Genomic DNA, 25,345 nt, shown 5'->3' on the forward strand with positions numbered 1-25,345 from the left:
CTCTTCGTATATTCATGGCGCACGCCTGGTTTCTGCTTAGTGCAGCAGTCTCTGAGCTTGAGCAATTGTTTCTACCGTGATGAGCCCTATATGCCAATAGTGGGCCATTTCGAGCAGGGTTGTACCACGAGCGGGTTCGCCCGTAGGATCAAGTACCTCACAGATAACCGCCCCGGGTTCTAGTCCGGCGAGTTGCATAAGCGCAACAGCAGCTTCGGTATGTCCACGACGAGCGCTCAATCCTTCAGCATGAGCACGAAGGGGGAAGACATGACCAGGTCGTGCGAGATCTGACGCCTGAGAGGATGGGTCAATCAACGTATGGATCGTTTGGGCGCGATCAGAGGAAGAGATTCCAGTTGTCGTATGAGCGCGAGCATCCACTGAGATGGTGAATGCTGTTCCCTGTAGGGGAGAGTAGGCACTCTCCATAAGAGGAATATCAAGTGCATCGAGCCGCTCACCAGTTAAAGGCACACAGATAAGGCCATGAGCCGAATTGAGAAGAAAATTAATCTGTGCAGGCGTAATAAATTGTGCGGCAAGACAAAGGTCCGTTTCATTTTCACGCTCTTCGTCGTCGCTCATCAACACCATACGCCCGGCTTGAATTTCCTCCAGGGCTTCTGAAAGAGAGAGAAAGAGAGATGATAACATGGTCATAAAAGTAACCCTCGCACATCTTTCTGTACATCGTACATTCATCGAACGGGAGGAGTGCATGAGTGTTTTGTCGTGGAGGGCTGGGCTGAGGGGAGAAAGGGATTTTTGGCATGTCTGGATATCTGCGCAACTTAAAGCCTGTGGGAACCAGGGAACCATACTACATGTCCACAAGATGCCACAGAGCTACGTCATCGATTACCCCGAGACGTTTCTACGCAGAGACCGACCTTTTCAGGGCTTCCTGAAAAAGATCATACTACCGCCTTGTCTTCTCCCATCCGGACTATACCGTCGGCCCTGGAACTTCCCCAGGTCTGCCGTTGCCAGTCAGGCAACAGGTCGCGGGCTCTACCGCCGATCGGGAATTGAGAAGAAACTTCTCTCACCCTGCCCCGAAGACATGAATGTTCAAGCAACACTATGCTTTTCACTTTCAATCGTAGTGTAAAAAAAGGAAACTGTCAACCTCAGAGAATAGGGCTGTTCAATTCCAGGGTAGCTCTCTCATGATAGATGGGGTTGTGAACAGAGGAAACAGCATCTGAGTCCTGAATGGGCCCGCTAAGCGAGCCCATTCGCATCTCTCACTCTTCTCAACCCATGCCTTATCTGTCTCAAGAACGGGGAAAGAATTAGCGGCTAGCCCAGAGCATACCACGTTTCATGATTTCGAGGGCTTCAGGGACATCAAAATCTTTACGGACATGGCCAAGTGATGAATAGAAAACGCGTCCCTGGCCCCACCGCTTCTTCCAGACGACAGGCATCACAGCGCCTGCAATCCAGGGTGCATGATCACCATTGAAAGTTGTAGTTGCCAGTACCTCATTAAGAGGATCGACATGCATATAATATTGTTCAGAATGCATAGAAAAATCAGAGATACCTGCTGTAATAGGATCGTCATGATTCGTAATCGTAACCGTATAATCAATGATGTTTCCAGGATGAGCGACCCATTGTCCACCAACCATAAATTGATATTCAGGATTATTGCGAAAAGAATCACCCATCGAGCCATGCCAACCAGCGATCCCAACGCCACTCTCGACAGCGGAGAGCAGTCCTCGCTCCTGTTCGTTTGTAATCGTGCCCATCGTCCAGATTGGAACAATAAGATCCAGGGCTCGCATCTTTGCCTCATCTTGATAAGAGTCCAGGGTATCAGAGACTTCAACCTCATAGCCCTGGTCACGCAGGAAAGAGGAAAAGAGCTGAGCCCCTTTATCAGGCTCATGCCCCTCCCAACCTCCCCAGACAATCAACGCTGATTTCATTGTTTACTTCCTTTCAACTCTGTATTAACACACAGTTTTGCCTCATTGTATCACCTCAACCAATGGGAGAATATCGCAGGACGGAAAGTTCGTAAAGCCTCTTGAAAAAAGAGAAGCTCATGTGTTACCCTGCACAGAGATCCTCTGGCTCCTCTCATCTGAGACCTCTCACAGGAAGCAGGCAGTACCAGAGACTTTTTAGAGATTTGTAGAGATAAGATAGGAACAAGCACATGCAACAGGGAAAGAAAGTCCGTACCGTCCTGGTTGGTTGTGGTGGTATGAGCAGAGCCTGGCTCAATGCGGTCCAGGAGTTACCAGAGGTCGAAATGGTTGGCCTGGTTGATATTTATGAGTCTGCGGCAAACCAACGAGCCAGCGAATACAATCTCATGAATGCATTGATTGCAACCAATCTTGAAACAATCTTTGCCCAGACTGAGGTTGATGCCGTTTTTAACTGCACCATACCAGAGGCACATTATGAGATAACGATGAGTGCCCTCAAGCATGGGTGTCATGTCTTAAGTGAGAAACCATTAGCCAACTCTTTAAAGGAAGCTCAAGAGATGGTTGCGGCGGCACAGCAGGCAGGCAAGATCTTCTCGGTCATTCAGAATAGGCGCTATGATGCTGATATTCGGCGTGTCACCCAATTTCTTCGCAGCGACGCGATTGGGCCACTGACAACAATCAATAGCGACTTTTATATCGGCGCTCACTTTGGTGGTTTCCGCGACCAGATGAAACATGTGCTCCTCCTGGACATGGCCATTCACACATTTGATGCTGCTCGCCTTTTAATTGGAGCAGATCCAGTCTCGGTCTACTGTAAAGAATGGAACCCCTCTGGCTCCTGGTACGCACATGATGCTTCGGCAATTGCAATCTTTGAGATGAGCAATGGAGCTGTGTACACATATAGAGGAAGCTGGTGTGCCGAGGGGCTTCCGACCTCCTGGGAATGTGATTGGCGCTTCATTGGACAACAGGGGAGTGTCACCTGGGATGGTCATACGCAAGTACGTGCTCAGGCAGTCGCTGAAACAGGAGGGTTTACGTCACAGTATCAAGACCTTGAGATACCAGCTTATACGACAGGGAACATTGGTGGACATGCAGGCTTGATCCATGAATTCTTTGCTGCTATCCAGAATGGCACCCAGCCCGAGACACAGGCGGCAGATAATATCAAAAGTCTGGCTATGGTCTTTGGGGCCATCGAGAGTTCCGAGAGTGGCGTCCCGGTTCCCATTCAACTGTAAAACATGGGCAGAGGAATGTCGAAGCCAGTGGGTGAGAGCTTTTGCTTCTCATCCACTGGCTTCTTTTAAAACAGGAGCGAATTACAGTTGACTCTCTAGAAACTCACGACTGACGCGAGCCGCTTCCAACGCCGTTCCCTGAGGCTGATCCAGTTCTACGACCAGCCAGCCAGCGTAATTGATATCGTCTAGCGTCTGGAAGAGCTTTTTAAAGTCCAGACCAGCATCGCCTTTTCCGAGCTCAACAAAGCGACGACGCTGTGCACTCCAATCTTTCAGATGAAAGTGGGAGATCTTATCAGGTGCCAGATGGATAAGATCGATCGGGTTACTGCGTACAGCCGCCAGATGCCCCGTATCAATGCAGAGGTGAAGATTGGGCAGATACTTCCAGAGGCGTTTGACCTCATCAATTGTTTCAACCAGACAGCCTGTATGGGGATGGAATGCGATCACCTGATCATACTGTCTGGCATATTCACAGGCCGCGCCAAGATTCTCAGCAAAGAGCTTATAATCTGACTCAAACATCGTCCGGCGCTGTTCAGGCACGAAGCCACCGCAGACAGCAATCGTTTTCATTCCCAACGCCGCTGCATAATCCAGTTCGCGGCGATACTGATCGGTATTGGGTTGATGAGGATTCGCCGTCACACCAGAGCCGAATGCTGCCAACTCCAGTCCATGATCGGCCAGACGGCGCTTGAAGGCCTCTGGAGAGCCCAGAGTGCTCTCATCGCCTCCGAGCTCGACACCATCGTAGCCAGCAGCCTTGATCTCATCAAAGACGAGATCCCAATCAAAAGGGAGATTGTTTTTCTCAAAATATGAGCCCCAGGCAATTGTATGTTGCGCAAACCGCATAGACATGCTCCTTTGCTCAGTCTAACTCTTGTTTTAGAATAGATGTATCTTTATGCTAAAAGTGAGACTACCTGACCGCTTGCTGCTGATTCTAAGACGGCCTCTGCAACTGCCATCACTTTTAAGCCCCAGGCCACATCAGCGACCGGTTCAGCACTGCCTTCGATGCAGTCCAGGAAGTGATTGCGCAGATCAAAGCCCTCATCCATCTTAACAACTTCGCGATTCTGGCCCAGTTCTGCGTGATAGAGGATCGAACCCCACTCATCTGTATGAACACCACCCTGTGTACCCAGAATACTGCGATAGAAGACGGGCGTTGCTGCTAGCCAGCCACCCTCATGAAAACCAACTGCACCTGAGCCAAAGTTTAAGGTAATCCATAGATGATCATTACTGCGAGGATCATCTGAGTTTGCTGACCAGGTGCGAGCATAGACCGAAGTTACTTCACCAGCAAAGGCAAGCATCCAATCTAACTCATGAAAGCTAATCTCCATCAGGTAACCGCCGGAGAGACGAGGATTGGCACGCCAGCCAACAATATCGGCAGGATTAAAATAGGAAGTGCGGCGTCCACAGAGGGAGAGCAACTGCCCCAGTTTCCCCTCACGAATGAAGCGTTGAGCAGTCTGCATTGCTGGTTCAAAGCGAACAGAGAAACCAACGGTCGATTTGACGCCCGCTGACTCAACGGCTGCAACAATCTCTTCTGCGTCAGAGCGTGAAAGGCCCATCGGTTTTTCACAATAAATATGTTTCCCCGCCTTAGCACAGGCGATAGCATGCTCGCGATGCAGGAAATTGGGGGAAGAGATGACTACAGCATCGACACGATCAATAAAATCCCGATAATCTGGTACCGCCTCACTCTGGATCTCAGCGGCTAGCTCCTGTGCTCGTTTGAGATCTGGATCAGCAATAGCGACGACTGTACTGCGTTCTGAACTGGCAAAATAGCGAGCGTGCCCAGCTGCATTTGGACCAGCGCCAATGATTCCTATCCGTGTCATAGTCTTTTTTGTACCTTTCCAGGTGATCACGATATCAGCCCGATGGGAGACCTCTTACGCTGAAAACAACGTGCAAAAACGACGATATGCCTGTTCCCATACCTCTGTATCGGTTGGTTCATACGTTTCGATGGAGAAGGAGTTGCGCACAATAGAGCGAGCGTGCTGCATATCACGAATATGTCCGCTGGCAAGGAACTGAACTAAAAGATTGCCAATGGCCGTCCCTTCAAAAGGGCCCGCCCAGACAGGACGTTTCAACGCATTCGCCGTATATTGACAGAGGATTGCATTCTGCGCCCCCCCTCCTACCATGTGTAACCCACGAAAATCCTTTTGCGTCAGTATCTCAATCTGTTCCAGGACAAACCGATAGCGCAAAGCCAGACTTTCAATAATGCAGCGCAGCAATGCTCCAGGAGACTGTGGAACGACCTGATTCGTCTCAGAGCAATACTTCTGAATTTGTTGTGGCATATCGATCGGGTGAATAAACATGGGATCATCGGGATTAATCAGCGATTGGAAAGGTTCTGCTTTCTGAATGGCTGATTGTTCTTCCTCATAGGTCGCAATCAGACCTTCATTGCGCCAGATACGCCGACATTCCTGGATAAGCCAGAGCCCGGTGACATTTTTGAGGAGGCGCGAGCTCCCATTAATGCCGCCCTCGTTGGTAATATTAAGCTCTAAAGCCTGCTGATTGATGACCGGGGCAGCGACTTCAGTCCCCAAAAGCGACCAGGTGCCGCAACTCAGATAGGCAAAATCTTTCTCTTGTGCGGGCACAGCAATGACTGCTGAGGCTGTATCGTGTTCAGCGACTGCAATGACGGGCAACTCGCAATATCCTACCTCAGCAGCAATCTCTGGAAGGATCGTACCAGACGGGCTTCCTGGCTGCTGCGGCTTTAAGAAAAGATAGTGAGGGAGCTCCAGATATTCGATGAGATGGTGGTCCCATGTCGCAGTAAATGGGTTACAAAGCTGGCTGGTTGATGCTACCGTCCATTCACTGATCTTCTTCCCTGTCAGAAAATATCTGAGCAATTCAGGGATAAGGAGGAGTGTTCGAGCCTGCGTCAAAAGCGGCGAATGGTTCTGCTTGAGCGCAATCAACTGATAGATAGTATTGAATGGAAGAAACTGAATCCCCGTTTGCTGAAAGAGCTCGGATCGGGGAACGCGCTTCAATAGTGCCTCCATAATGCCATCTGTCTGTGGATCGCGATAGTGATAGGGATTGCCGAGCAGATCCCCATTGATATCGAGGAGACCAAAATCCACGGCCCAGGTATCAATACCGATACTCTGAAGCTCGGTATAGCCCTTCAGGCGCGTCGCAATAAGGCCCTGTTTTATCTCATGAAACAGGCGGAGAATATCCCAGTACATGTGACCCTGTACATGTACTGGCTCATTGGGAAAACGATGAGTATCAACGATGGAAAGATGATCACCCTCAAGGCTTCCAACAACAGCTCGTCCGCTACTTGCTCCAAGATCAAAGGCAAGCGTATTTACCAACTTGCACCACCTTTACCGCGGGCAAGAATCCGCTGACCATAATCTGACTTCAGATAGGCACGCATTGGATCAGCTGGAACCCCCAACTCTTCGCGCACAACCTGCAGGAGAGGGGTCACATCAAACTCAAAGGCTTCGCGTATCGCACTCTCGGCGGCCAGGACATCTTGTTGTTCTTGTGCCTGACGGACTTCAGCAAGATTAATGAGGAGAGCCTTCGCATAGTATGTCTGGACATTGAGAACAGAACGAAGCATAGCCGGGATCTTCGGCTCAATACAATGGCTCTGATCAATCATATAGGCGATATTGGCAGCATTTTGTCGCACAGCATCCTGAGAATCTGCAAGAGCCTCACGAATCTGATAGAAGATTAAAAAAAGCTCATAGGGATTAACGGAACCAACAATCAGATCGTCATCGGCATATTTGCGGCTATTGAAGTGGAAGCCTCCCAATTTTTGCTCATCCAAAAGATAGGCAACAATCTGTTCCACATTGGTTCCCTGCGCGTGATGGCCCGTATCCACAAGGACCTCGGCCTGAGGGCCTAGCTTCAGGGCCATATTATAGGCCATCCCCCAATCCCCAAGGTCGGTATGATAAAAGGCAGGCTCAAAGAATTTATATTCAATCAGCAGGCGCATTTCAGGAGCAAGGGCCTGATAGATCTCTTGTAAAGACTCGAAAAGGCGATGTTTGCGCCCTCGAATGCTATCCTGACCAGGATAGTTTGTCCCATCTGCAAGCCAGAGGCTAATGATCGAAGAATTGACAGTACGAGCGACCTCAATACATTCCAGAACATGATCGATGGCGCGGCGGCGAATAGCAGGCTGCAAATTACAGAGACTGCCAAAAATATAGTCATCTTCCTGAAAGAGGTTCGGATTAATGGCACCAAGGGTGAGACCCAGATGAGAGGCATGTTGTTGCAGTTGTGCGTAGTCTTCGACTTTATCCCAGGGGATATGCAGGGCAACGGAAGGGCAGATGCCAGTAAAATGGTGAACCTGAGCGGCATCCTCTAATTTCTCAAATGCATTGCGAGGGATTCCTGTCTGTTTAAAGACCTTGAAGCGTGTGCCTGAATCTCCATATCCCCAGGATGGCGTCTCAATTTTTAGTGCTTTGAGGTGCTCTTTTACCTGTTCAACATCGATGCCGCGCTCCGTCTGCTGACGTTCAAAAAGTGTATATGCTGAGTCAACCATGACTTTGACACTCCTTCCTTCTACCAGGGACCATCTAAACTTGCGTACGATCTTCCATAGATCATGCAAAAAATATCCGAAGCGATCCCCCATCCCTTAGTATAGTAATTTCTAGCCACTTTTGCCAGATAGCAGATTGTTTATAAAAAGGGGGAAGATCAACGTTTTACGCCAGTCTGACCTCAACGCCTCTCTGACGAACTGCTTCCACCATCTCTGACGGGGCTGCCGTATCGGTAATGACATATTTGAGCCGGTCAAGGGGACAGAACGTGGCAAGAGCCAGCTGGCCCCATTTACTATGGTCTACAATGCCAACGATCTCACGAGCTGATTCCACAACGGCCCGTTTCAGCTCAACCTCTTCGCTATTGACGTCTGTCAGCCCTTCGTCCAGCGAGAAGCCGCGCGCTCCGAGAAAGGCCTTGCTGATATGAATATTCTGCAAGACAGATTTTCCCCAGGTCCCAATCAAAGAAAACGACTCTTTACGGAGCATGCCACCAGGGATAAGCACAGAGATGCCAGGGGTATTGATAAGCTCCATTCCAACGCGCAGTCCATTGGTGACAACCGTCAATTCACGTTTGGCTTTGAGAAACTGAGTCATACAGAGCGCCGTCGTACTCGCATCCAATGCAATGGTCTCGCCATCCTGAACCAGGCTTGCAGCCATAGCACCGATCCGTTCTTTCTCACTCTGTTGAAGGTGTTCACGTATTTCAAAGCCCATCTCGGCTGTATGGTTTGCCGCCGAGACGGCTCCGCCATGCGTGCGGACCGCAAGATGATTCATCTCCAGCCAGGCCAGATCTTTCCGAATCGTCACTTCAGAGACGGCAAACTGCTGGCTGAGAGCAAGCACAGTGACGCGCTGCTGTTCGCCAAGAATCTGAGCGATCTGTTGACGACGCTCTTTCGTAAAAAGGGGGGGAGCATGAATAAGCGGTGCATCCGCAGGGATTAATTGACTTCGATCTATCTCCATACAAACTTTCCTATTCTGTTTCAGTTGCTTTCGATCTCTTTCATTGACTTGTAACATATCTGGCCGACTTTGTCAATAGGTGGGGTTTTTAGAGAGAGGGATCTCCAATTTCTTCCTATTTCCTTCGATAAGGATTTCAAACGAAATAGAGTGAAGGGGAATGAAATAAAAAAGAAAGCAACCCCCTTTACTTCTGACCAGATTATGCACTATGATTGAAGAAGATTCAGATGGAGTAGCGAAAGGCTGAGTGATGACAACAACTCTTTTTTCTCATTTTCAGCAACGTTTGCTGGCAGCTGGTGGCGAATGCGTTCTCGTCAATGATTTGAGGGAAGCTGCCCATTTCATTGCTTCGCATCCAGCATTGGAGGCAAAAAATGTGGTTATTCCGCCCCATTTTGAGGCACGCCATCCCTGGGGAGCAATTCTGCCATTCTTAGAGGAACACGCTATTCAGATACGTGAAGCCAGCAGCCCCGCAGAGGTAGCGGATGCGCCTGCGGGACTTTCCAACGCAGAAGTAGCCATCTCTGAGACCGGTTCAGTCTTATTGGCGGAGAACACATTGAAGGCTCGCATTGTGAGTATGCTTACCCTGACTCATTTTGTGCTTGTACGAGAGGCGGACCTTCTTCCAATGCTGGATGATGCAGGAAAACGTCTTCAGGAACTTTCTCGACCCGGGCCAGAACAGCGCCGTTATATGTCACTGGTCACAGGCCCCAGTCGAACTGCCGATATTGAACGGACGTTAACCATAGGCGTTCAGGGGCCTAAAGCTGTCTGTGTCCTGATAGTTCGCTAGCGAGCGAGGAGAGAACTCTATGACCTTCAAAGAAACACCATCAGCACAACCGAACGTGCCAGTGGAAGCCGCGCAGAATGATCTGACACGTAACACATCTCTCGCGCAGGTGCTTACAGAGGAACGTGCCAGCCCAACTCATGAAGATCAACCCTTTGCCAGACGCCTGGATCGCTCATTACATGATCAGAATATCCCACGAGCGTTGGGCCGCTTCGCCCCCTCCTGGCGTGCTTCGCGCTTAGAGATGTTTCAAGCTGAAGAGAATGATTATGGGAAAGAGTATAGTTTCCCTCATATGCGTTCTGCATTGCGCCAGGCCAAAGATTATGCCATTGAACATCAACCAGAACTACTCGCCCAGTTTAAAGCCAATGCAGAGGCTACTGGTGCAGTAGTCTATGAAGCGCGCACTATCGATGATCTGAATCGTTATGTCTATGAGCTCTGTCAGAGAAAAGGCATCAAACTGGTGGTCAAATCAAAGACCATGGTCAGCGAAGAGACCGAGCTCAATCACTATTTAGAGGCACGCGGAATTACACCGATCGAGACCGACCTGGGAGAATGGATTGCCCAGTTGAACCATGAGCGGCCCTCACATATGGTGCTCCCGGTCATTCATAAAACCCGTCAACAGGTGGGTGAGACGCTTTCTAAAGCCACGGGACGCGAGATCTCTAAGGAGAACGTTGCAGAGCAGGTCGCAGTCGTCCGAACCGAGCATCGTAAATCGTTCCTCTCCGCTGGTCTGGGTATTAGTGGGGCGAATGCGTTGATTGCAGAGAGCGGAACTGTCATGATGATGACCAATGAAGGCAATGGCCGTCTGGTCACATCCTTGCCACCAGTGCATATCGTGCTGGCGGGCTACGATAAATTAATTGGCACCTATGCTGAGGCGATGAATCAGCTCCGTCTGGTAGCGCGCAGCGCTACGGGTCAGCATATTACCAGCTATAATACCTTTATTACAGGGCCAGCGACGCCCGAAAAAGAGATGCATATTATTCTGCTAGATAATGGTCGAAGCGAGATGCGGGCTGATCCTCGTTTTAAAGAGGCTCTGCGCTGTATCCGCTGTGCCGCATGTGCCAATATCTGCCCCGCCTATCAGGAGGTGGGAGGCCATTCCTTTGGGCATATTTACAGTGGAGCCATCGGTCTGGTTGTCACGCCTTTTCACCATGGGATTGAGGCAGCGGCGGGCCCACAGAGCCTCTGCGTGAGCTGTAATGCTTGCGAGACAGTCTGTCCCGTTGAGATACCACTCCCAAGTTTAATTCTGGATGTACGCAGTCGAGCAACGGAAGCAAAGGGCCTTCCCTGGATCAAAAAGCTTATCTTTGGCACTATGGCGCGGCCACGCATCTTTGGTCTTCTGGCACGAGTTGGAAGCCTTGCACAGTGGCCCGTCACCCTGGGGAGCCGGTACGTGCGTGCGCGGAATATGCGCTGGTTGCGTGGCCTCCCGATAGCTGGCTATCTAGCGAATCTGGCTGAGTGGCGAAGCCTGCCTGCATTTGCTGTCCGTCCGCTGCGTGATCGTGTCAAAAAAGGGCCATCTGGTGCTCATCTGGCAACACGCCCAAATGTAGAGCACACACTTGATCTCACTGTCTGCTATTTTGCAGGCTGTATGACTGATCGGCTCTATCCTGAGATGGGCGAGGCTGTCATCAAAGTACTGGAATCGATTGGTATTCGTGTGACCTTTCCGCAGCAACAAAATTGTTGTGGGCTTCCCGCCCTTAACTCTGGCGATCGCGCCCATGGGCTCATTATGGCAAAGCAGACGATTACGATGCTGGAGCAGTCCTTACAGCAGCAACAGGCAGCGTATATCTTGAGCGCCTCCACCAGTTGTGTGGTTACAGTCGTACAGGATTATCTACGACTTTTCGAGGATCTGGGTGAGACGGAGTGGCTCAAACGTGCACAGGCCATTAGTGAAAAAGTGTTGGACTTTGCCAGCTTTCTCGATAAAGTTGTCTTTGCCAGCGGTGTTGCATTGCCGGTTCGGAAGGTTGGGCCCGAGAACCAGACGACTGTGACCTATCACGACTCCTGCCAATCTTGTAACTGCCTGGGTCTGCGGAAAGAGGCTCGCTATGTTATTCAAGATCTCTTAGGGCTGGAGTTTCGTGAGATGCCACAGTCAGATGTCTGTTGTGGCTTTGGCGGTTCAACGTCGATTGAGACTCCAGCGATTGCACGACGGATGTTGGATAAGAAACTACAAAACGCTGAAAGCACCGGGGCAGCAATTCTTGTCTCCGATAACCCGGGCTGCTTAATGCATCTCCGCGGTGGCGTCGATGCCAGTGGTAAAACCATTCGCGTCCTTCATCTGGCACAACTGCTTGCAGAGCAACTCGCAGAATAACGTGACATTGTAGCAGTGTTTGAGGGGAGCCAGGTGATCTGGATTGGCGTGATTCCCTGATCCAGATCACCTTGCTGACCTCACGCATGTTCTCCAGATTACGGCTGGTGCGGGCCGTCGTTTGCGTCAGTGCCGAGGTCGTCGGAGTAGCCAGCTGCCAGCCGGGACCATTGGGGCGTAGGTCGTCCATCTGTGCGAAACGCTTCGCAGCCAACGCTTCCCCAGTGTTGCGGCCAGCCCTCGGGCGAGTCCTCCCAGGTTTCCTGTCGACCGTACACAGTCATGTCTAACAGTCCGTACGATGGTGCCATTACTTCATTGCCACGGCCCGTGGTCCAGTAGGTCTCGAAGACCCTGTCACCGTCTCGGAGATAGCTGACCAGGATACCGAAATGCCGGTCTGCGATCAGCGCGCCCTCAGATTCCTGCGGCACCGAGTACCAGGGAACGTTCCAGCCCATAAAGTCGCGATAACGCGAGCTCTCCTTGTACGGACCTTCACAGAAAGTGGCGTAGGTAACGTCGCGGGAATGCAGATAGGACAGTTCACGAACCTGGCTATTGGAGAAGGTGCAGCCCTCGCACTGAGCGCTGGCAGGTTGACCAGTATGCCACATGTGAAAATAAGCGATGAGAAGCCGTCTGCCCTCAAAGACCTCCAGCAGCGTGACCGGCCCATGCGGGCCAAGAAGCTGGGTTTTGGGGTCCACCTCTACCATCGGCAGACGTCTACGCGCCGCCGCAATCGCATCCCCTTCACGGGTGTGCGCCTTTTCTCGAGCGAGCAGTTTGTGTCGCTCCTTCTGCCAGGTAGCCCGGTCGACCACTGGAGGCAACGCAGAGGTGTCACTGTTGGTCGTAGAATACTGATGATCAGGTGTATTCATCGCAACATATCTCCTTTTTACATTCAGGATAATTTATAGTAAAATAAAGGATCTTCTTACCCTTTTGCATGTCTATCTATTCTCATTGCACAACAAGAAAATGGTTATTGACCCACTCGTCCCCGGTCTCGAAGAAGATGCCAGGAGTGGCCTTCTTCTCGTCGTATGAATTATGATAATCTACAATCTGTAGTGGACGTCATGAAGAATGAAGTACAAATTGTGTAAAACAGAACGTGCGAAAGGGATTATTCGATGGTAAAAAACGGGCAGCTGCTTCTTTATATTGGAAGCTATGCTGGAAAAGATGAACATGGGCTCTATGTGACCACACTGGATCGTCAGACGGCGCAGATTACGCTTGTGGAGTCAGTCTGCAAAATCGTCAATCCATCCTACCTTGCCATTGATCCACAGAGGCATCATCTTTATGCGGTAAGTGAAACCTGGGAGTTTGAGGGACAGACTGGTGGGGGAGTCTACTCGTTTGCCATTGATCCTGCGCAGGGAACGCTTACGCCAATCAATGCTCAGGCAACGTTGGGAGCTGACCCCTGTTTCCTCTCTGTTAATCAGAGTGGCTCGTTGCTGCTTCTCAACAATTATAGTGGTAGCTCAGTCGCAACCTATCCTCTGAACATCAACGGAGAGATCGGAGCTATGGCAGAATTTATTCAATATAGTGGCAAGAGCCTGAATCCGGATCGGCAGACTGCACCTCATCCCCATTCAATTAATCTCGATCCCAGTGGTGCTTATGCGTTTGTCTGCGATCTGGGGCGAGATATCGTGAGCATCTATCAGGTGGATAATGTTACCCACAAGCTCACATTAAAAAATGAACACAAAGTTCTACCAGGCTCTGGTCCCCGTCATCTGGCATTCTCAGCTAATGGTTCCCTGGTCTACATCATTAATGAACTGACCTCAACCATTGCAGTGTATACATTTGATCGAGCCCGGGTATCACTACAGCAACAGCAGATCATCTCAACGCTTCCACAGGAATTTCATGGTACAAGTACCGCTGCCGATATTCATCTTGCGCCTTCAGGAAAATTCTTATATGCGTCGAACCGTGGGGATGATAGCATCGCAGTCTATGCTGTTCTAGCCGATACAGGATTGCTTGAACTCGTTGAGCATGTACCTACGGAGGGGAAGACCCCACGCAATTTTGTGATCACCCCCGATGGAACATTTCTCCTGGTTGCCAATCAAGACTCCAACTCGATCGTCACTTTTGCGCTTGATCCACAAAGTGGACGTTTAAAAGCAACGGGAGAGACCTTTCAACTGCAGCATCCCGTCTGCCTGAAAATTATTGACAGCCTGAGCTAAATCCTTGTCTGGAGCACGCATGAGAGGCACTTTCCTTACCTTTACCCTGTAAAGAAAATGCCTCTCGTGTGCTAGAGCGTTACGTTAATTATGAATACGAACATCATCGACATAGCCGCGATAGCCACCAGTATTTGCTGATTGATCATAGCCCAGATCCACGCGTAGGATCGTCAGCCCATTATTATGGGCACCGAGAGAAATGATCACATGATTCCAGCTATCGAGGGTCAGTTTATTGCATTGGGAGGCCGGGTGGGCCCGATTGCCGTTCTGATCCACGGCACCGGAGTCGCGTAGATCCGTCCCATTAGAGAAGACAAGATCAAGCGAGACACAGGTACTATTCGTGCCTGCAACCAGCGGTGTTGTAGCAGTACTTTGAGGATAGATCCAGTATTCCAATGTTGTGTTGGAGCTAACCGTAATACTTTGTGTGCTCAGGTCAAACATCCGCATATATGCATAAGAGCCGCTTGCGCTGTTATCATTTCCTGAATACATCAATGCACTACTGCCTGTATGAGCTCTCTCAGTATTTGGATGCGCCTCAGGTCCTGTGAGATTACAGCAGATGCCAACGATATTACTGCTACCTCCTGCTGGATATCCCAGGTTATCAACAGTATTTAGCCAGGTGGGTTGAGGATCGCTGCCCTCAAAACCACTACTAAAGAGGGTTGTCCCCCCTGATGAACCACCTGAGAGGATTTCAATTCCATCTACCTTTGCATTATCAGTAACTGTACTAAACTGGAGCGTGATCTGTCCGGTGCTCGTCGCAGTAGCCGAATACGTCTGCACAACCGCCTTATTTGCAGCCCCCGCAGTGGCAAAGATATCAAAATTAGTGAGTACCTGCACACCATTGATGGAGACATTGAAGACCCGTTTCCCTGCGCTGTTCCAGTAGAGTTCAGCAAAATGCATGCGTACAGTATAGCTGGCATTCGCAGTCAGATTCGGAATAGTATAGGTGAAGTTGCCATAGCGTTCCGACTGATAGACTGCCTGAGGAGCAGGGGTACTACTGCCACTGGTATCAATACTGGCGGTACTGGTATACGTGTTGCCGCCACTAAAGTCAGTATCAGCTACAAACGAACCAGCAGCAGGGCCACCGGCATTGATTGCCATGTTTCCTGTTGGCATCGGTGTCGGTGTTGGCGTGGGTGTTGGCGTGGGTGTCGGCGTTCCCTGACCTTGCAATTGGCCGATGCCAAAGAGGCTGGGATTGGTATAGTCATTATCGACGGTGGAGTTCCAGAAGAGTTTCGCTTTTGTCGTCCCCGTAGTATTCTGCTGTACGTCAAGATCCAGCCCAATGGTTGTACCAGTGGATACCGAGACCCCCAATGTCGACCAGGGGATTTTGGCCTCCATCTGATAGCCTCCTGCCACAGGAGCATTCGCAAACCCAATACCTGCTGTATTACTGCCTGGTTGGCCTCCATTGTATTGCGAGACAGTGGTCGAGTTTGATGGGAACACATACTGCATATCGAGGTGGTCATAACTGGTTCCACTATCGTGATTAGGATCAAGATAGAGCTCTACGGCATCTGGATGTGAGGAATAGGTAGCATCCTGCACCTGCACCAGAATATACAGATTGGCGCTATCCCATCCGGTCTGGAATGAGGCAGAGAAGCCAGAGGGTGAACCAATCGCATGCGTAATTGGATAACCAGTTGCACTGCTCCAGAGCGCATCAGTGGCGTTGCCATCGATAGTGGGCGCGGTCACAGCGGAAGCAATCAACGCATTCTGGGTTGGGACAGGAGTTGGGCCGGGAGTTGGTGTAAAGCTCCCGTCGGATAGAGTGAGACTAGAGAGAACAGTATCAGTAGAGCTCAGCCCACGGATTGAGACGCCATTCAGCCCCGCATTTAAGGTGATGCTATTCAACGTCACATTGGTGATCTGGTCGCTCGTCTGTGGGATAGTGAGCACCTGTACTGGCGTATTGTTCACAAGCACCTGAAGCGTGTTGGCATTTGTTCCCGTTTGCATGGTCAGTACAGCACTATAGGTCCCGCCAGATGGACTATTAACAAGCGTATCCACTCGATTGCCTGTAACAAAGGCTCCGGAGTTCAGTGCGACGACTGCCGGAAGCAGCGTGCCGTTTGTTGGGGCAGCCTCCGAAGACTGATTTATTTGTTGAATGGCCAGCAGTTTGGGAGCGCTATCGAGGACTGTTGGCCTGGCCACCCCATACTGGTAGCTAGACGAATCGAAGTAGACAAGCAGATCACCACCAGCCTGGCTAAATTTGGTCTGAGTGAGCTCCTCCATCTGTTGTGCACGTGGATCAATATTCGCCTGGTATTGGACGCTGTTAATCGCATCACCACCGATCTGGAAGCCACCTTCATAGGCAATATCCTGCTGAAGACCATAGGCATGGATAAAAACGGCATCTTTGCTGATCGTCCCTGGTACAACCCCGTCATCGTAGCCAGAGTTATAGATATCATCCACAGTGCTGGCTGTAGGATTCTTGACGCTACTATATGCGGCTCCTCCACCACCCCATAAGAAGTAGCTAACGGGATGGGGATTTGAGACATGTTGAATGCCATCAGCGTTGTTATAATAATTATCGAGGAAAGAGAGCCCCTGATGAGCGGTGTCCTGTGCGTTGCCATATTGCCACTCAAAGATCGGGCGAATCTCAGCGCTGGTATTTGGTGGCATGGCTGCATCGCCAAAGACACTGCGGAAGATCGTACTGATGTCATGGATGCGTTTAGCGATCCGTCGCCATCCCCATTGATAAGAACCTGTTTCACCATCATAATTCAGGGGCGAACCACCTGCATTGACCTCCGCCACCGCTGAATTATAATTATCATGCATCTGTTGGAAGGAACCATTCCAGACCTCATTGCTATACTCCACATACAGATGTAAAGTACTCTTCAATGGAGCATGTGCTGGATTGCTCTGTGGACTGGTATAGACATTCCCGTTTGCATCGCTGCCATATTTGATCAGGTTCGCCAGATTGGTGATATAGTCATCCGTTGCATTTACCGGAACATTGAGATAGCCATCTCTATTTGTCTCATTGCAGAGCTGAATGGCATACTCCCAGGCAGCTCTGTCTCCTTGTCTCGCCTGGGGAAGGACACGATCGGACCAGTTGACCTGGGGATTGCCATTCGTTCCGGTGAAATCCATGAATCGAATAACTTGAAAGTTCTTGACAAAGTTTTCAATAGCATTCGTAAAGACCGTCCCGAAGCTATAACTTGTGGTGGAGCCTTCAGCGATTGGGCGCATCAGCTCAATGTTTGTGACGCCAGTATTCGTTGCGCTACTAGCTGTGCGTTGCGTATTGGTAAAGATCAAGCGTGGCGAGCTATCCCCTTGCAATATAACGTCAGCCGTTGTGACATTGGTGGAAGGATTATAGGTCTGATTCGCAAACGAACCAGTTTGCAGTCCCAGACCAAGCGTGGCAATTCCATTAAACCGGAGCTTATAGGTGCCACTTGTATGGATGACAAAGGATCCATCCCACAAGAAATCTTGAAAATCGCTTAATGGCCAGCCATTCGCATCCACTGAAGGGGGGCTACTCTGATTAGGGGCGGCCTCATAACGTGGCGTCTTAAACACATCTGCGAATGGGATATCCGAATCAGAATCATTGACTCCATTGAGGTTAATACCAACAAAAGGAGGCTGAGAAGCCGCCACCGCATGATGGTTAGAGGTGGCCATGAGCAGGCTGGCACCTCCAACCAGTAACGTGAGCACAAAACAAAGTGAGAGGCTCAATCGCATCACCGTATGGCGTATGGAGGGGGCATGAGGATGCTGCTGTCGTTGCAGACCGTTAGGATCGTTAACCATTTGTATCTCCTTTGATGCAACATGTAAAAAGGACATCCTGATGAGCATACGTATGTATGCCAGATATCACTGAGGAAATTCGTGCTGTCAGGTCTCCGGGTCTGTATTTGTGCGTTCATGTGAACAGAATGCTGTCCACACAACACCATGAGATAAGGTAAGATCTTGCTACATCTTCCCTCCTTTCTGAGCAAATGAGTATTCCTTATGAGTAGATCAGATTCTATCGAGAGAGAAACTATCAGATACGTTCACGGAAGCGCGGGGAAATTCTGACTGGGGAGAGAGCGGGAGTTTGCCCCATCATCAGAGTATCTAACAGCGTGAACATGGCCTGGACAGTCTCTGTGGGATCAAATTCTAAGACGGTAATACCTGGTAGGGCGGTGAATAACAACATTGAATTAAGGTTGGAGTGGGTTACTATTGTCACATCCTGACCTGTGTGAATGCCCAGTACCTGAAAAGCCGCCAGGACACCATCTGTCATCATATCGTCCAGAAGAATAATCCCATCGGGATGTGGTTTTTTGGTCTGACCAAAGACCTCCATTGCCATCTGGTAGCCTTGCTCCTGGAGCGTTGGGCGTTCATGCCCGATCCTGAGTTGTACCGAATCAAAGATAAGTCCTTGATTCGCCTGAATGCCATCCAGTTGTTCAACCAGATCGGGGTCATTTTCTCCGTAAGAGCTATGCAACCAGAATTCCAGCGAACGGCAGTTTTGCTGAGCCATCGATCGTATGGCCATCCGCACAAACTGGAGTTGGTCAAGGGCAACGACCCAGGGGCAGCCACCAGCAAATGCTACACAGGGAACGCCCTGATCCAGGATCCATTCATTCTCTTGTACTGAGAGGCCAATGGTAAGGACGCCCTGAAATCGTTGGGCCAGGATCATTTGCTGACACTCTTCAGGTAATTCAATCTGCGTCTCCCCCTGGAAGGCTCCATAGAAACTGTGCAAGAGATTTCCTTGCATTTCCCGCTTACGTGCTTCTTGCGCAAACAAGCCCCAGAGCATACCCCAGAAAGGGGAGGCCCCACGGGCCATAAAAAGCGTCGAATTCAGCACGATTCCAATGTTCTTGCGGTGAATGTAGGGAGAGACAAAGATGCCTTTGCTATGTTGCCGATAAAGAACCTGCTGGCTTTCCAGCTGCTTGAGAACTTCGGTGAGGGTGACGCGACTTGTGCTCAAGAGAAGGCAGAGTTCATCGACTGTTGGCAAGCGGGTATTTGGCCCCTGTGCACTCGCTATCTCACGCAGGCGCGTGCACAGGTGTTCTATTTTGCTATCTGACCGTACCAGTCGTGGTACTCTCATCACCATTGATCACTTTCTTCCGTAGAAAGAGTTTCCTATGAATGCGTTCATTAGACTAGGATAATATTTAATGAATGCCAGGATTCAACACTTTCCGTAGTATTATTCTATACTAATAACTATAATCTGAACAAGGTTGCTTGTCAAGTCTCTAGGAGAAGCAGGAATGAAATATGAAACCTTGAAGCCGCGTTATAGTTTATGAAGAAGGCAGGTTGTGCGCAACAACCTGCCTTCTTCATAAAACAAACCTTGACGCTGGCCACTAGGAATGATCGTTCGTTTAAGCCTCCGTCCAGACCCAGTCTCGCACCTCGGGAATATCCTCCAGATTGGCACGCACATAGGCATGATGTTTGGCCAGCAGATCATTGCATTCTTCTATCAGCGATGGCGTCAGCTCCTGTACTCTGGTGGCCTGTTTCATGGCCTCGATACAGAGATGATAGCGGCTCATACCATTACGTACCACCATATCGAAGGGAGTGGTCGTTGTGCCTTCTTCCATAAAACCGCGCACATGGAAGCGATCAGTTCTCGTACGACCGTGAATGACCTCATGGATTGCCCGTTGGTAGCCATGGAAAGCAAAAATGACCGGTTTATCTTCCGTAAAGTGTTCCACAAATGTAGACTCATCAAGTCCATGAGGATGGAAGTAGGGGGGATAGAGTGTCATCAGATCGACGACATTGACGACGCGGACTTTAAGTTCTGGAAGATGAAGACGGAGCCACCAGGCTGCGGCAATAGTTTCCAGTGTTGGAACATCACCGGCACATGCCAGTACAACGTCTGGCTCAAGTTTCCCACTATTGCTTGCCCAGTCCCATGTTGAGACACCTCGATTACAATGATCGACAGCATCTTCAACACTTAGCCATTGAAGTTGAGGCTGCTTATCAATCACAATCAGATTAACATAATTGCGGCTGCGGAAACAATGATCGGAGATAGACAGCAGGCAATTAGCGTCTGGAGGCAGGTAGATACGAGCGATCGTGCCTTTTTTGGACAGGACCGTATCAATCAGGCCAGGTCCTTGATGGCTAAAGCCATTGTGGTCATTACGCCAGCAGGTTGAAGTTAAGAGAATGTTGAGTGATGCGATTGGTTTACGCCAGGGAAGTTTGATCGCTTCCTGTAACCATTTTGCATGCTGGACGGTCATAGAATCTGAGACCATCGCGAAAGCTTCATAGGTCGCAAACAGGCCGTGGCGTCCGGTGAGCAGATACCCCTCCAACCAGCCCTGACAAAGATGTTCGCTCAAGACTTCCATGACGCGACCATCAGGAGAGACATGATCATCAATATCAATAATCTTACTGGTTGAACAACGATTTTCGACTTCAAACACATTCCCTAAGCGATTAGAGTTGGTCTCATCGGGGCAGAAGAGGCGGAAATTCCGTTGCTGCTTATTCTTTGTAAACATATCCCGCATCATCTTACCTAACTGGCGTGTCGACTCATAGCGTTCAGTCGCTGGTTTTGTCACCTGGATTGCATAGTCGCGAAAGTCTGGCAGATCGAGGTTGACAAGCACCTTGCCCCCATTCGCATGGGGATTGGACCCCATGCGACGATCTCCCTTAGGAGCCAGTTCAGCCAGTTCGGACCGTAAGCGTCCCTGCTCATCGAACACCTCTTCCGGTTTATAGCTTCGCATCCACTCTTCAAGAATCTGTAAATGAGATGCATTGGCCCTCACATCCGCAACGGGAACCTGATGAGAGCGGAACGTGCCTTCAATAGGAAGACCATCAACTACTTTGGGGCCAGTCCATCCCTTTGGCGTCCTCAGAATAATTGCAGGCCAGGGAGGTCGCTGCTTAAAGCCGTTTGTACGGGCATCGTGTTGATATTCACGAATTTTTGCATAGCATGTATCGAGTGTCTCAGCAAATTTCTGATGCATCGTCATAGGATCATCGCCTTCAACAAAAAAGACCTCATACCCATGACCACTAATCAGGCGTTGAATATCCTCATCCTCATCCCGACCCAGGACCGTGGGACCAGAAATTTTATAGCCATTGAGATGAAGAATGGGGAGAACAGCTCCATCGTGGGCTGGATTAATAAATTTGATACTCTTCCAGGCACCTTCCAATGGAGCCGTCTCTGCCTCACCATCTCCGACAACGGCAACCGCAATCAGATCGGGATTATCCATGACCGCGCCAAATGCATGGGAGAGCACATAGCCAAGTTCGCCGCCTTCATGAATTGAACCTGGAGTGGGCACGCTGACATGACTGGGGATCCCGCCTGGAGATGAGAATTGGCGAAAGAGACGGAGAATGCCAGCCGTATTCTGAGCAATCTCGGGGTAGATCTCAGAGTAAGTGCCTTCCAGATAGACATGGCTGACGATGGCCGGTCCACCATGGCCAGGACCAGCGAGATAGATCACATCAACATCATTATCCTGAATAAGTCGATTCAGATGGGTATAAATAAAGCTGAGCCCAGTAGACGTGCCCCAGTGACCTAACAAGCGAGGTTTAATATGCTCTGGACGAAGAGGCTCTTGAAGCAAGGGATTATCTCGAAGATAGATCTGGCCTACGGTCAGGTAGTTGCTAGCATTCCAGTACTGCTGCATCCGACTTAATCGGGTCGGATCAAGTGTTGGCATGATATCCTCCCTTATCTAATGAACGCCGTATTCGCCCTTGACAATCTCAACAGTAGAGAGACAGGTCAAGCCTGAGGTGCCTTTTCCTTTGCAGTGTAGCGAACAGAGAGGTGAGATGTCTTCCACCAATCGGTGGATTACAAGATGGATTTGTCTTCCCACCTTTTGAAGTGCGTTTTCTGAAGAGATCTGGAAACGGCTCAAAGAAGGTGTGGCTTTCTTTGAGCCAGTTTATTAGAATGGATGAACAGATTGAGGAAGGAACAAATACGGGCCAGCTCAATTGTTTCGATGGCCCGTTCAATAGTGCATTGATGCTCAAGAGCTAGCTAGCAAGAAGATCTACCTCGACCGGTGCAGTGAGGGGCTGCACTTTTAGGCTGGCAGCATCAGTAAAGGCCTGAAAGAGGCGGGCCCAGGGAGTAGATTCAACAAAGAGCTCTTCGGGATGACATTGTGCAGCAAGCATAAAGCGTCGACCAGTCACTTCTAAGAGTTCAGCCACGCCATCTTCGGCACGTCCTGTAATGACGACATCTTTGCCAGGAACTTTCACTGCTTGATGGTGCAGGCTATTAACGGCAACTTTACCTACGCCTAGAATCTTCTCCATGCGGCTCCCAGAGGTAAGCTCTATCGTATGGATAATCTGATTGCGGGGTTGATCCCAATTAGCATGGAAGAGGCTTCCTGGATACTGACTGGCCAGATCTTGATAGAGCGAGCCACCAAGGGCCACATTGATAACCTGCATCCCACGACAGATCCCCAATGTGGGGACATTCTGCTCATATGCCCATCGTGCCAGCATAAGTTCTAAGGCATCGAGTTGGGGATGAGCTCTATCGATATATTCACTGGCCTCTTCCTGATAATGAAGGGGTTGAACATCTATACCACCTGGCAAAAGCAGGCCATCGAGACTGGCGAGAAGGGCCTGAATCCCATGAAGCTCTTGAAGGACAGGAATGAGAAGAGGCACTCCACCAGCATGCTCAATGGCGTGGAGATAAGCATCATTATTGTAACTAATAGAGCGTTCAGTTCTGCCATAGTGACCTGTGCGGCAAGGAATACCAATCAGTGGACGCATACAATACAACTCCTTCATATAAAAAGTATAAAAAGGCCAGGGCCAGTCTTTCAGCGATAAAAAAAGAGCACATGGTAGATATGCTAATATGCCATGCTGAGGCTTTCGTCTCCACCACACCCTACCACAAAACGGTCGTTGTTCATACAAACCCCAGAAGGCTCGGCTATGAGTCGGAGGTATTATCGACGTAGAGGATCTGTCTGTTGTCTTCCTGTGTGAGCATATGTTTTTAAGTGGTACAACATTGTTTCAGTATTGTATCACTCCTTTGTTGTTAGTTGTACCTTTTCATGGCACTATCTGTCAAGTGTAGCCACTACTTTTTTCTCATCTCCATTGAATTAGAGCGTTAAGCCTTGCTGTGAGGCCGCAAAACCTATCGTATGGTATCAATACTGTGATATAACACACGGGGGGATAGTTTTCACCGTCCCCTCATCGAAAAATGTACTGATAGAGGAGCTATGACGAATGGCTATAAATTCATTGACACAGCGTCCAGCCTGGACCGCGCTTGAGAAACATTATCAAGAGGTCCGTGATCTGCATCTGCGTACTCTCTTTGCGGAAGACCCCAAACGTGGAGAAACCTTCGCGCTTGATGCTCTTGGTATCTATTTTGATTACTCGAAAAACCGTATTACCAATGAGACGCTCAAGCTTCTCCTGGATCTGGCAGAGAGCTCTGGTTTAAAAGAGCGTACGACCGCTATGTTCAGCGGTGAGAAGATCAATATTACCGAGAAGCGTGCGGTCTTACACGTTGCATTACGTGCGCCTAAAGGATCAAGCATTGTCGTGGATGGCCAGAACGTTGTCCCTGAAGTTCACGAAGTGCTCGAGAAGATGGCCAGTTTCTCCAATCGTGTACGGAGCGGCGAATGGAAGGGCTATACAGGCAAGCGTATTCGTAATGTGATCAACATAGGTATTGGTGGGTCTGATCTCGGTCCAGCCATGGCGTATGAAGCTTTGAAGCATTATAGTGATCGTAATCTGACCTTCCGTTTCGTCTCAAATGTCGATGGCACTGATTTTGCTGAAGCCGTTCATGATCTTGACCCCGCTGAGACCCTCTTTATCGTGGCTTCGAAGACCTTCACCACGCAGGAGACCCTCACCAATGCGCGTAGTGCTCGTGACTGGAGTGTCAAAGCGCTTGGATCTGAAGAGTCGGTTGCAAAGCACTTTGTGGCAGTTTCGACCAATGCTCAGGAGGTCTCGAAGTTTGGCATTGATACAGCCAACATGTTTGGGTTCTGGGACTGGGTTGGTGGTCGGTATTCATATGACTCTGCCGTTGGCCTCTCACTCATGGTGGCCATTGGCCCTGAGCAATTCTATGAGATGCTTGCTGGCTTCCACGAGATGGATGAGCACTTCCGTACGGCCCCATTTGAGAAGAATTTGCCAGTGCTACTGGGCCTGATCGGGCTCTGGTATAACAACTTCTTTGGTGCCGAGACCGTTGCTATTCTGCCCTATGATCAGTATCTCAATCGCTTTAGTGCCTATCTCCAGCAGCTAGATATGGAGAGCAATGGCAAGCATGTGGATCTGGACGGAAATGTTGTCAACTACCAGACAGGTCCTGTGATCTGGGGGCAACCTGGCACCAATGGCCAGCACGCCTTCTACCAATTAATCCATCAGGGCACCAAGTTAATTCCCTGTGATTTTATTGGTTTTAGCCAGACGCTCAATCCCATTAAGCCCCATCACGATCTTCTGATGTCAAACTTCTTTGCTCAGACCGAGGCTCTGGCCTTTGGCAAGACCTCTGAAGAAGTGGCAGCCGATGGAGTCGCCGACTATCAGGTCCCTCATCGTACCTTTACGGGAAATCATCCCACCAATACGATTCTGGCTGATCGCCTGACACCATCTATGCTGGGAAAATTGGTTGCGCTCTATGAGCACAAAGTATTTGTGCAGGGAACGATCTGGCATATCAATTCCTTCGACCAGTGGGGAGTTGAGCTCGGAAAAGCCCTGGCAAACCGGATTGTACCAGAACTTCAGAGTGCAGAAGAGCCAGATCTTCACCATGATAGCTCTACCAATACGCTGATCCAGCGCTACCGTAAGGCTCGCAAGGCAGAATAACCGTTTGGAACGTACAGAGAGAGGGTGGGCCGAGCTATCGAGCATCTCGGCCCACCCTCTCTCTGTACGCTT

17 protein-coding genes and 1 riboswitch are annotated in these 25,345 nt (G+C 49.8%); of the genes, 5 read left to right on the plus strand and 12 right to left on the minus strand.

Translation table 11 applies throughout. The annotated features are described in order from the left end of the window. Window positions 1–36 precede the first annotated feature (36 nt). Together ribB and EL628_RS13490 are read right to left on the minus strand one after the other, a co-directional pair. Window positions 37–663 carry a 3,4-dihydroxy-2-butanone-4-phosphate synthase gene (gene ribB / locus EL628_RS13485; protein ID WP_126580455.1) on the minus strand — a complete coding sequence of 209 codons (627 nt, stop codon included), beginning with the start codon at window positions 661–663 and terminating at the stop codon, window positions 37–39. Between the two features lie 265 nt (window positions 664–928). Then, window positions 929–1,070, minus strand: a riboswitch (FMN riboswitch). Between the two features lie 228 nt (window positions 1,071–1,298). After that, window positions 1,299–1,943 (minus strand): ThuA domain-containing protein, encoded by a 645-nt coding sequence (locus EL628_RS13490; RefSeq protein WP_126580456.1) that lies wholly within the window; start codon window positions 1,941–1,943, stop codon window positions 1,299–1,301. 233 nt (window positions 1,944–2,176) lie between these two features. Between EL628_RS13490 and EL628_RS13495 the strand changes: the two genes are divergently transcribed. After that, on the plus strand, window positions 2,177–3,208 hold the full coding sequence (locus tag EL628_RS13495) for a Gfo/Idh/MocA family protein (RefSeq protein WP_126580457.1): 1,032 nt from the start codon (window positions 2,177–2,179) through the stop codon (window positions 3,206–3,208). Window positions 3,209–3,289: 81 nt separating this feature from the next. Here EL628_RS13495 and EL628_RS13500 read toward each other — a convergent pair whose 3' ends face one another. The 5 genes from EL628_RS13500 to EL628_RS13520 form a co-directional block, all read right to left on the minus strand. Continuing rightward, complete coding sequence (locus tag EL628_RS13500) at window positions 3,290–4,072, minus strand: sugar phosphate isomerase/epimerase family protein (protein WP_161975485.1); 783 nt, start codon at window positions 4,070–4,072, stop codon at window positions 3,290–3,292. A 50-nt stretch (window positions 4,073–4,122) separates the two neighbouring features. Beyond that, window positions 4,123–5,085, minus strand: coding sequence for a Gfo/Idh/MocA family protein (locus tag EL628_RS13505; RefSeq protein ID WP_126580459.1), 963 nt, complete (start codon window positions 5,083–5,085; stop codon window positions 4,123–4,125). A gap of 54 nt (window positions 5,086–5,139) precedes the next feature. Further along, window positions 5,140–6,612, minus strand: a complete 1,473-nt coding sequence (locus tag EL628_RS13510; protein ID WP_126580460.1) for a rhamnulokinase — start codon at window positions 6,610–6,612, stop codon at window positions 5,140–5,142. Next, the gene (rhaI, locus tag EL628_RS13515; RefSeq protein WP_126580461.1) at window positions 6,606–7,826 is read right to left on the minus strand and encodes an L-rhamnose isomerase; all 1,221 of its coding nucleotides are present in this window, start codon (window positions 7,824–7,826) and stop codon (window positions 6,606–6,608) included. The genes EL628_RS13510 and rhaI overlap by 7 nt, the downstream gene beginning before the upstream one ends. Before the next feature lie 166 nt (window positions 7,827–7,992). After that, complete coding sequence (locus tag EL628_RS13520) at window positions 7,993–8,814, minus strand: DeoR/GlpR family DNA-binding transcription regulator (protein ID WP_161975486.1); 822 nt, start codon at window positions 8,812–8,814, stop codon at window positions 7,993–7,995. Window positions 8,815–9,067: 253 nt separating this feature from the next. Here EL628_RS13520 and EL628_RS13525 point away from each other — a divergent pair, with 253 nt between their 5' ends. Next, window positions 9,068–9,622 (plus strand): LutC/YkgG family protein, encoded by a 555-nt coding sequence (locus EL628_RS13525; RefSeq protein ID WP_126580463.1) that lies wholly within the window; start codon window positions 9,068–9,070, stop codon window positions 9,620–9,622. A gap of 19 nt (window positions 9,623–9,641) precedes the next feature. Next, window positions 9,642–12,008: an LUD domain-containing protein gene (locus EL628_RS13530; RefSeq protein ID WP_126580464.1), complete on the plus strand. Its 2,367-nt coding sequence runs from the start codon at window positions 9,642–9,644 to the stop codon at window positions 12,006–12,008. Window positions 12,009–12,106: 98 nt separating this feature from the next. Here the strand turns inward: EL628_RS13530 and EL628_RS13535 are convergent, their stop codons facing one another. Continuing rightward, a complete protein-coding gene (locus EL628_RS13535; protein WP_126580465.1) occupies window positions 12,107–12,895 on the minus strand; it encodes a DUF899 family protein in 789 nt (262 codons plus the stop codon). Window positions 12,896–13,150: 255 nt separating this feature from the next. On the opposite strand from EL628_RS13535, the gene EL628_RS13540 reads away from it, so the two are divergent. Further along, on the plus strand, window positions 13,151–14,236 hold the full coding sequence (locus tag EL628_RS13540; protein WP_126580466.1) for a lactonase family protein: 1,086 nt from the start codon (window positions 13,151–13,153) through the stop codon (window positions 14,234–14,236). 84 nt (window positions 14,237–14,320) lie between these two features. Here the strand turns inward: EL628_RS13540 and EL628_RS13545 are convergent, their stop codons facing one another. The 4 genes from EL628_RS13545 to EL628_RS13560 all read right to left on the minus strand — a co-directional run bounded on the left by EL628_RS13545 (window position 14,321) and on the right by EL628_RS13560 (window position 23,164). Continuing rightward, window positions 14,321–18,100 (minus strand): sugar-binding protein, encoded by a 3,780-nt coding sequence (locus tag EL628_RS13545; RefSeq protein ID WP_161975487.1) that lies wholly within the window; start codon window positions 18,098–18,100, stop codon window positions 14,321–14,323. 241 nt (window positions 18,101–18,341) lie between these two features. Next, entirely contained in the window at window positions 18,342–19,433 is a 1,092-nt protein-coding gene (locus tag EL628_RS13550) for a substrate-binding domain-containing protein (RefSeq protein WP_126580468.1), read from the minus strand. A 277-nt stretch (window positions 19,434–19,710) separates the two neighbouring features. Beyond that, on the minus strand, window positions 19,711–22,071 hold the full coding sequence (locus tag EL628_RS13555) for a phosphoketolase family protein (protein WP_126580469.1): 2,361 nt from the start codon (window positions 22,069–22,071) through the stop codon (window positions 19,711–19,713). 325 nt (window positions 22,072–22,396) lie between these two features. Next, complete coding sequence (locus EL628_RS13560) at window positions 22,397–23,164, minus strand: gamma-glutamyl-gamma-aminobutyrate hydrolase family protein (RefSeq protein ID WP_161975488.1); 768 nt, start codon at window positions 23,162–23,164, stop codon at window positions 22,397–22,399. Between the two features lie 474 nt (window positions 23,165–23,638). Here EL628_RS13560 and pgi point away from each other — a divergent pair, with 474 nt between their 5' ends. Next, window positions 23,639–25,273 (plus strand): glucose-6-phosphate isomerase, encoded by a 1,635-nt coding sequence (gene pgi / locus EL628_RS13565; protein ID WP_126580471.1) that lies wholly within the window; start codon window positions 23,639–23,641, stop codon window positions 25,271–25,273. Window positions 25,274–25,345 lie beyond the last annotated feature (72 nt).

The organism is Tengunoibacter tsumagoiensis, from assembly GCF_003967535.1.
Classification (GTDB): Bacteria; Chloroflexota; Ktedonobacteria; order Ktedonobacterales; family Ktedonobacteraceae; genus Tengunoibacter; species Tengunoibacter tsumagoiensis.

Coding starts and splice junctions, on each gene's coding strand:
- EL628_RS13490 (WP_126580456.1), bottom strand. CDS start 1,943: ATGAAATCAGCGTTGATTGTCTGGGGAGGTTGGGAGGGGCATGAGCCT.
- EL628_RS13505 (WP_126580459.1), bottom strand. CDS start 5,085: ATGACACGGATAGGAATCATTGGCGCTGGTCCAAATGCAGCTGGGCAC.
- pgi (WP_126580471.1), top strand. CDS start 23,639: ATGGCTATAAATTCATTGACACAGCGTCCAGCCTGGACCGCGCTTGAG.
- EL628_RS13545 (WP_161975487.1), bottom strand. CDS start 18,100: ATGGTTAACGATCCTAACGGTCTGCAACGACAGCAGCATCCTCATGCC.
- rhaI (WP_126580461.1), bottom strand. CDS start 7,826: ATGGTTGACTCAGCATATACACTTTTTGAACGTCAGCAGACGGAGCGC.
- EL628_RS13530 (WP_126580464.1), top strand. CDS start 9,642: ATGACCTTCAAAGAAACACCATCAGCACAACCGAACGTGCCAGTGGAA.
- EL628_RS13520 (WP_161975486.1), bottom strand. CDS start 8,814: ATGGAGATAGATCGAAGTCAATTAATCCCTGCGGATGCACCGCTTATT.
- EL628_RS13495 (WP_126580457.1), top strand. CDS start 2,177: ATGCAACAGGGAAAGAAAGTCCGTACCGTCCTGGTTGGTTGTGGTGGT.
- EL628_RS13535 (WP_126580465.1), bottom strand. CDS start 12,895: ATGAATACACCTGATCATCAGTATTCTACGACCAACAGTGACACCTCT.
- EL628_RS13550 (WP_126580468.1), bottom strand. CDS start 19,433: ATGGTGATGAGAGTACCACGACTGGTACGGTCAGATAGCAAAATAGAA.
- EL628_RS13500 (WP_161975485.1), bottom strand. CDS start 4,072: ATGCGGTTTGCGCAACATACAATTGCCTGGGGCTCATATTTTGAGAAA.
- EL628_RS13560 (WP_161975488.1), bottom strand. CDS start 23,164: ATGCGTCCACTGATTGGTATTCCTTGCCGCACAGGTCACTATGGCAGA.
- EL628_RS13525 (WP_126580463.1), top strand. CDS start 9,068: ATGACAACAACTCTTTTTTCTCATTTTCAGCAACGTTTGCTGGCAGCT.
- EL628_RS13540 (WP_126580466.1), top strand. CDS start 13,151: ATGGTAAAAAACGGGCAGCTGCTTCTTTATATTGGAAGCTATGCTGGA.
- ribB (WP_126580455.1), bottom strand. CDS start 663: ATGACCATGTTATCATCTCTCTTTCTCTCTCTTTCAGAAGCCCTGGAG.
- EL628_RS13555 (WP_126580469.1), bottom strand. CDS start 22,071: ATGCCAACACTTGATCCGACCCGATTAAGTCGGATGCAGCAGTACTGG.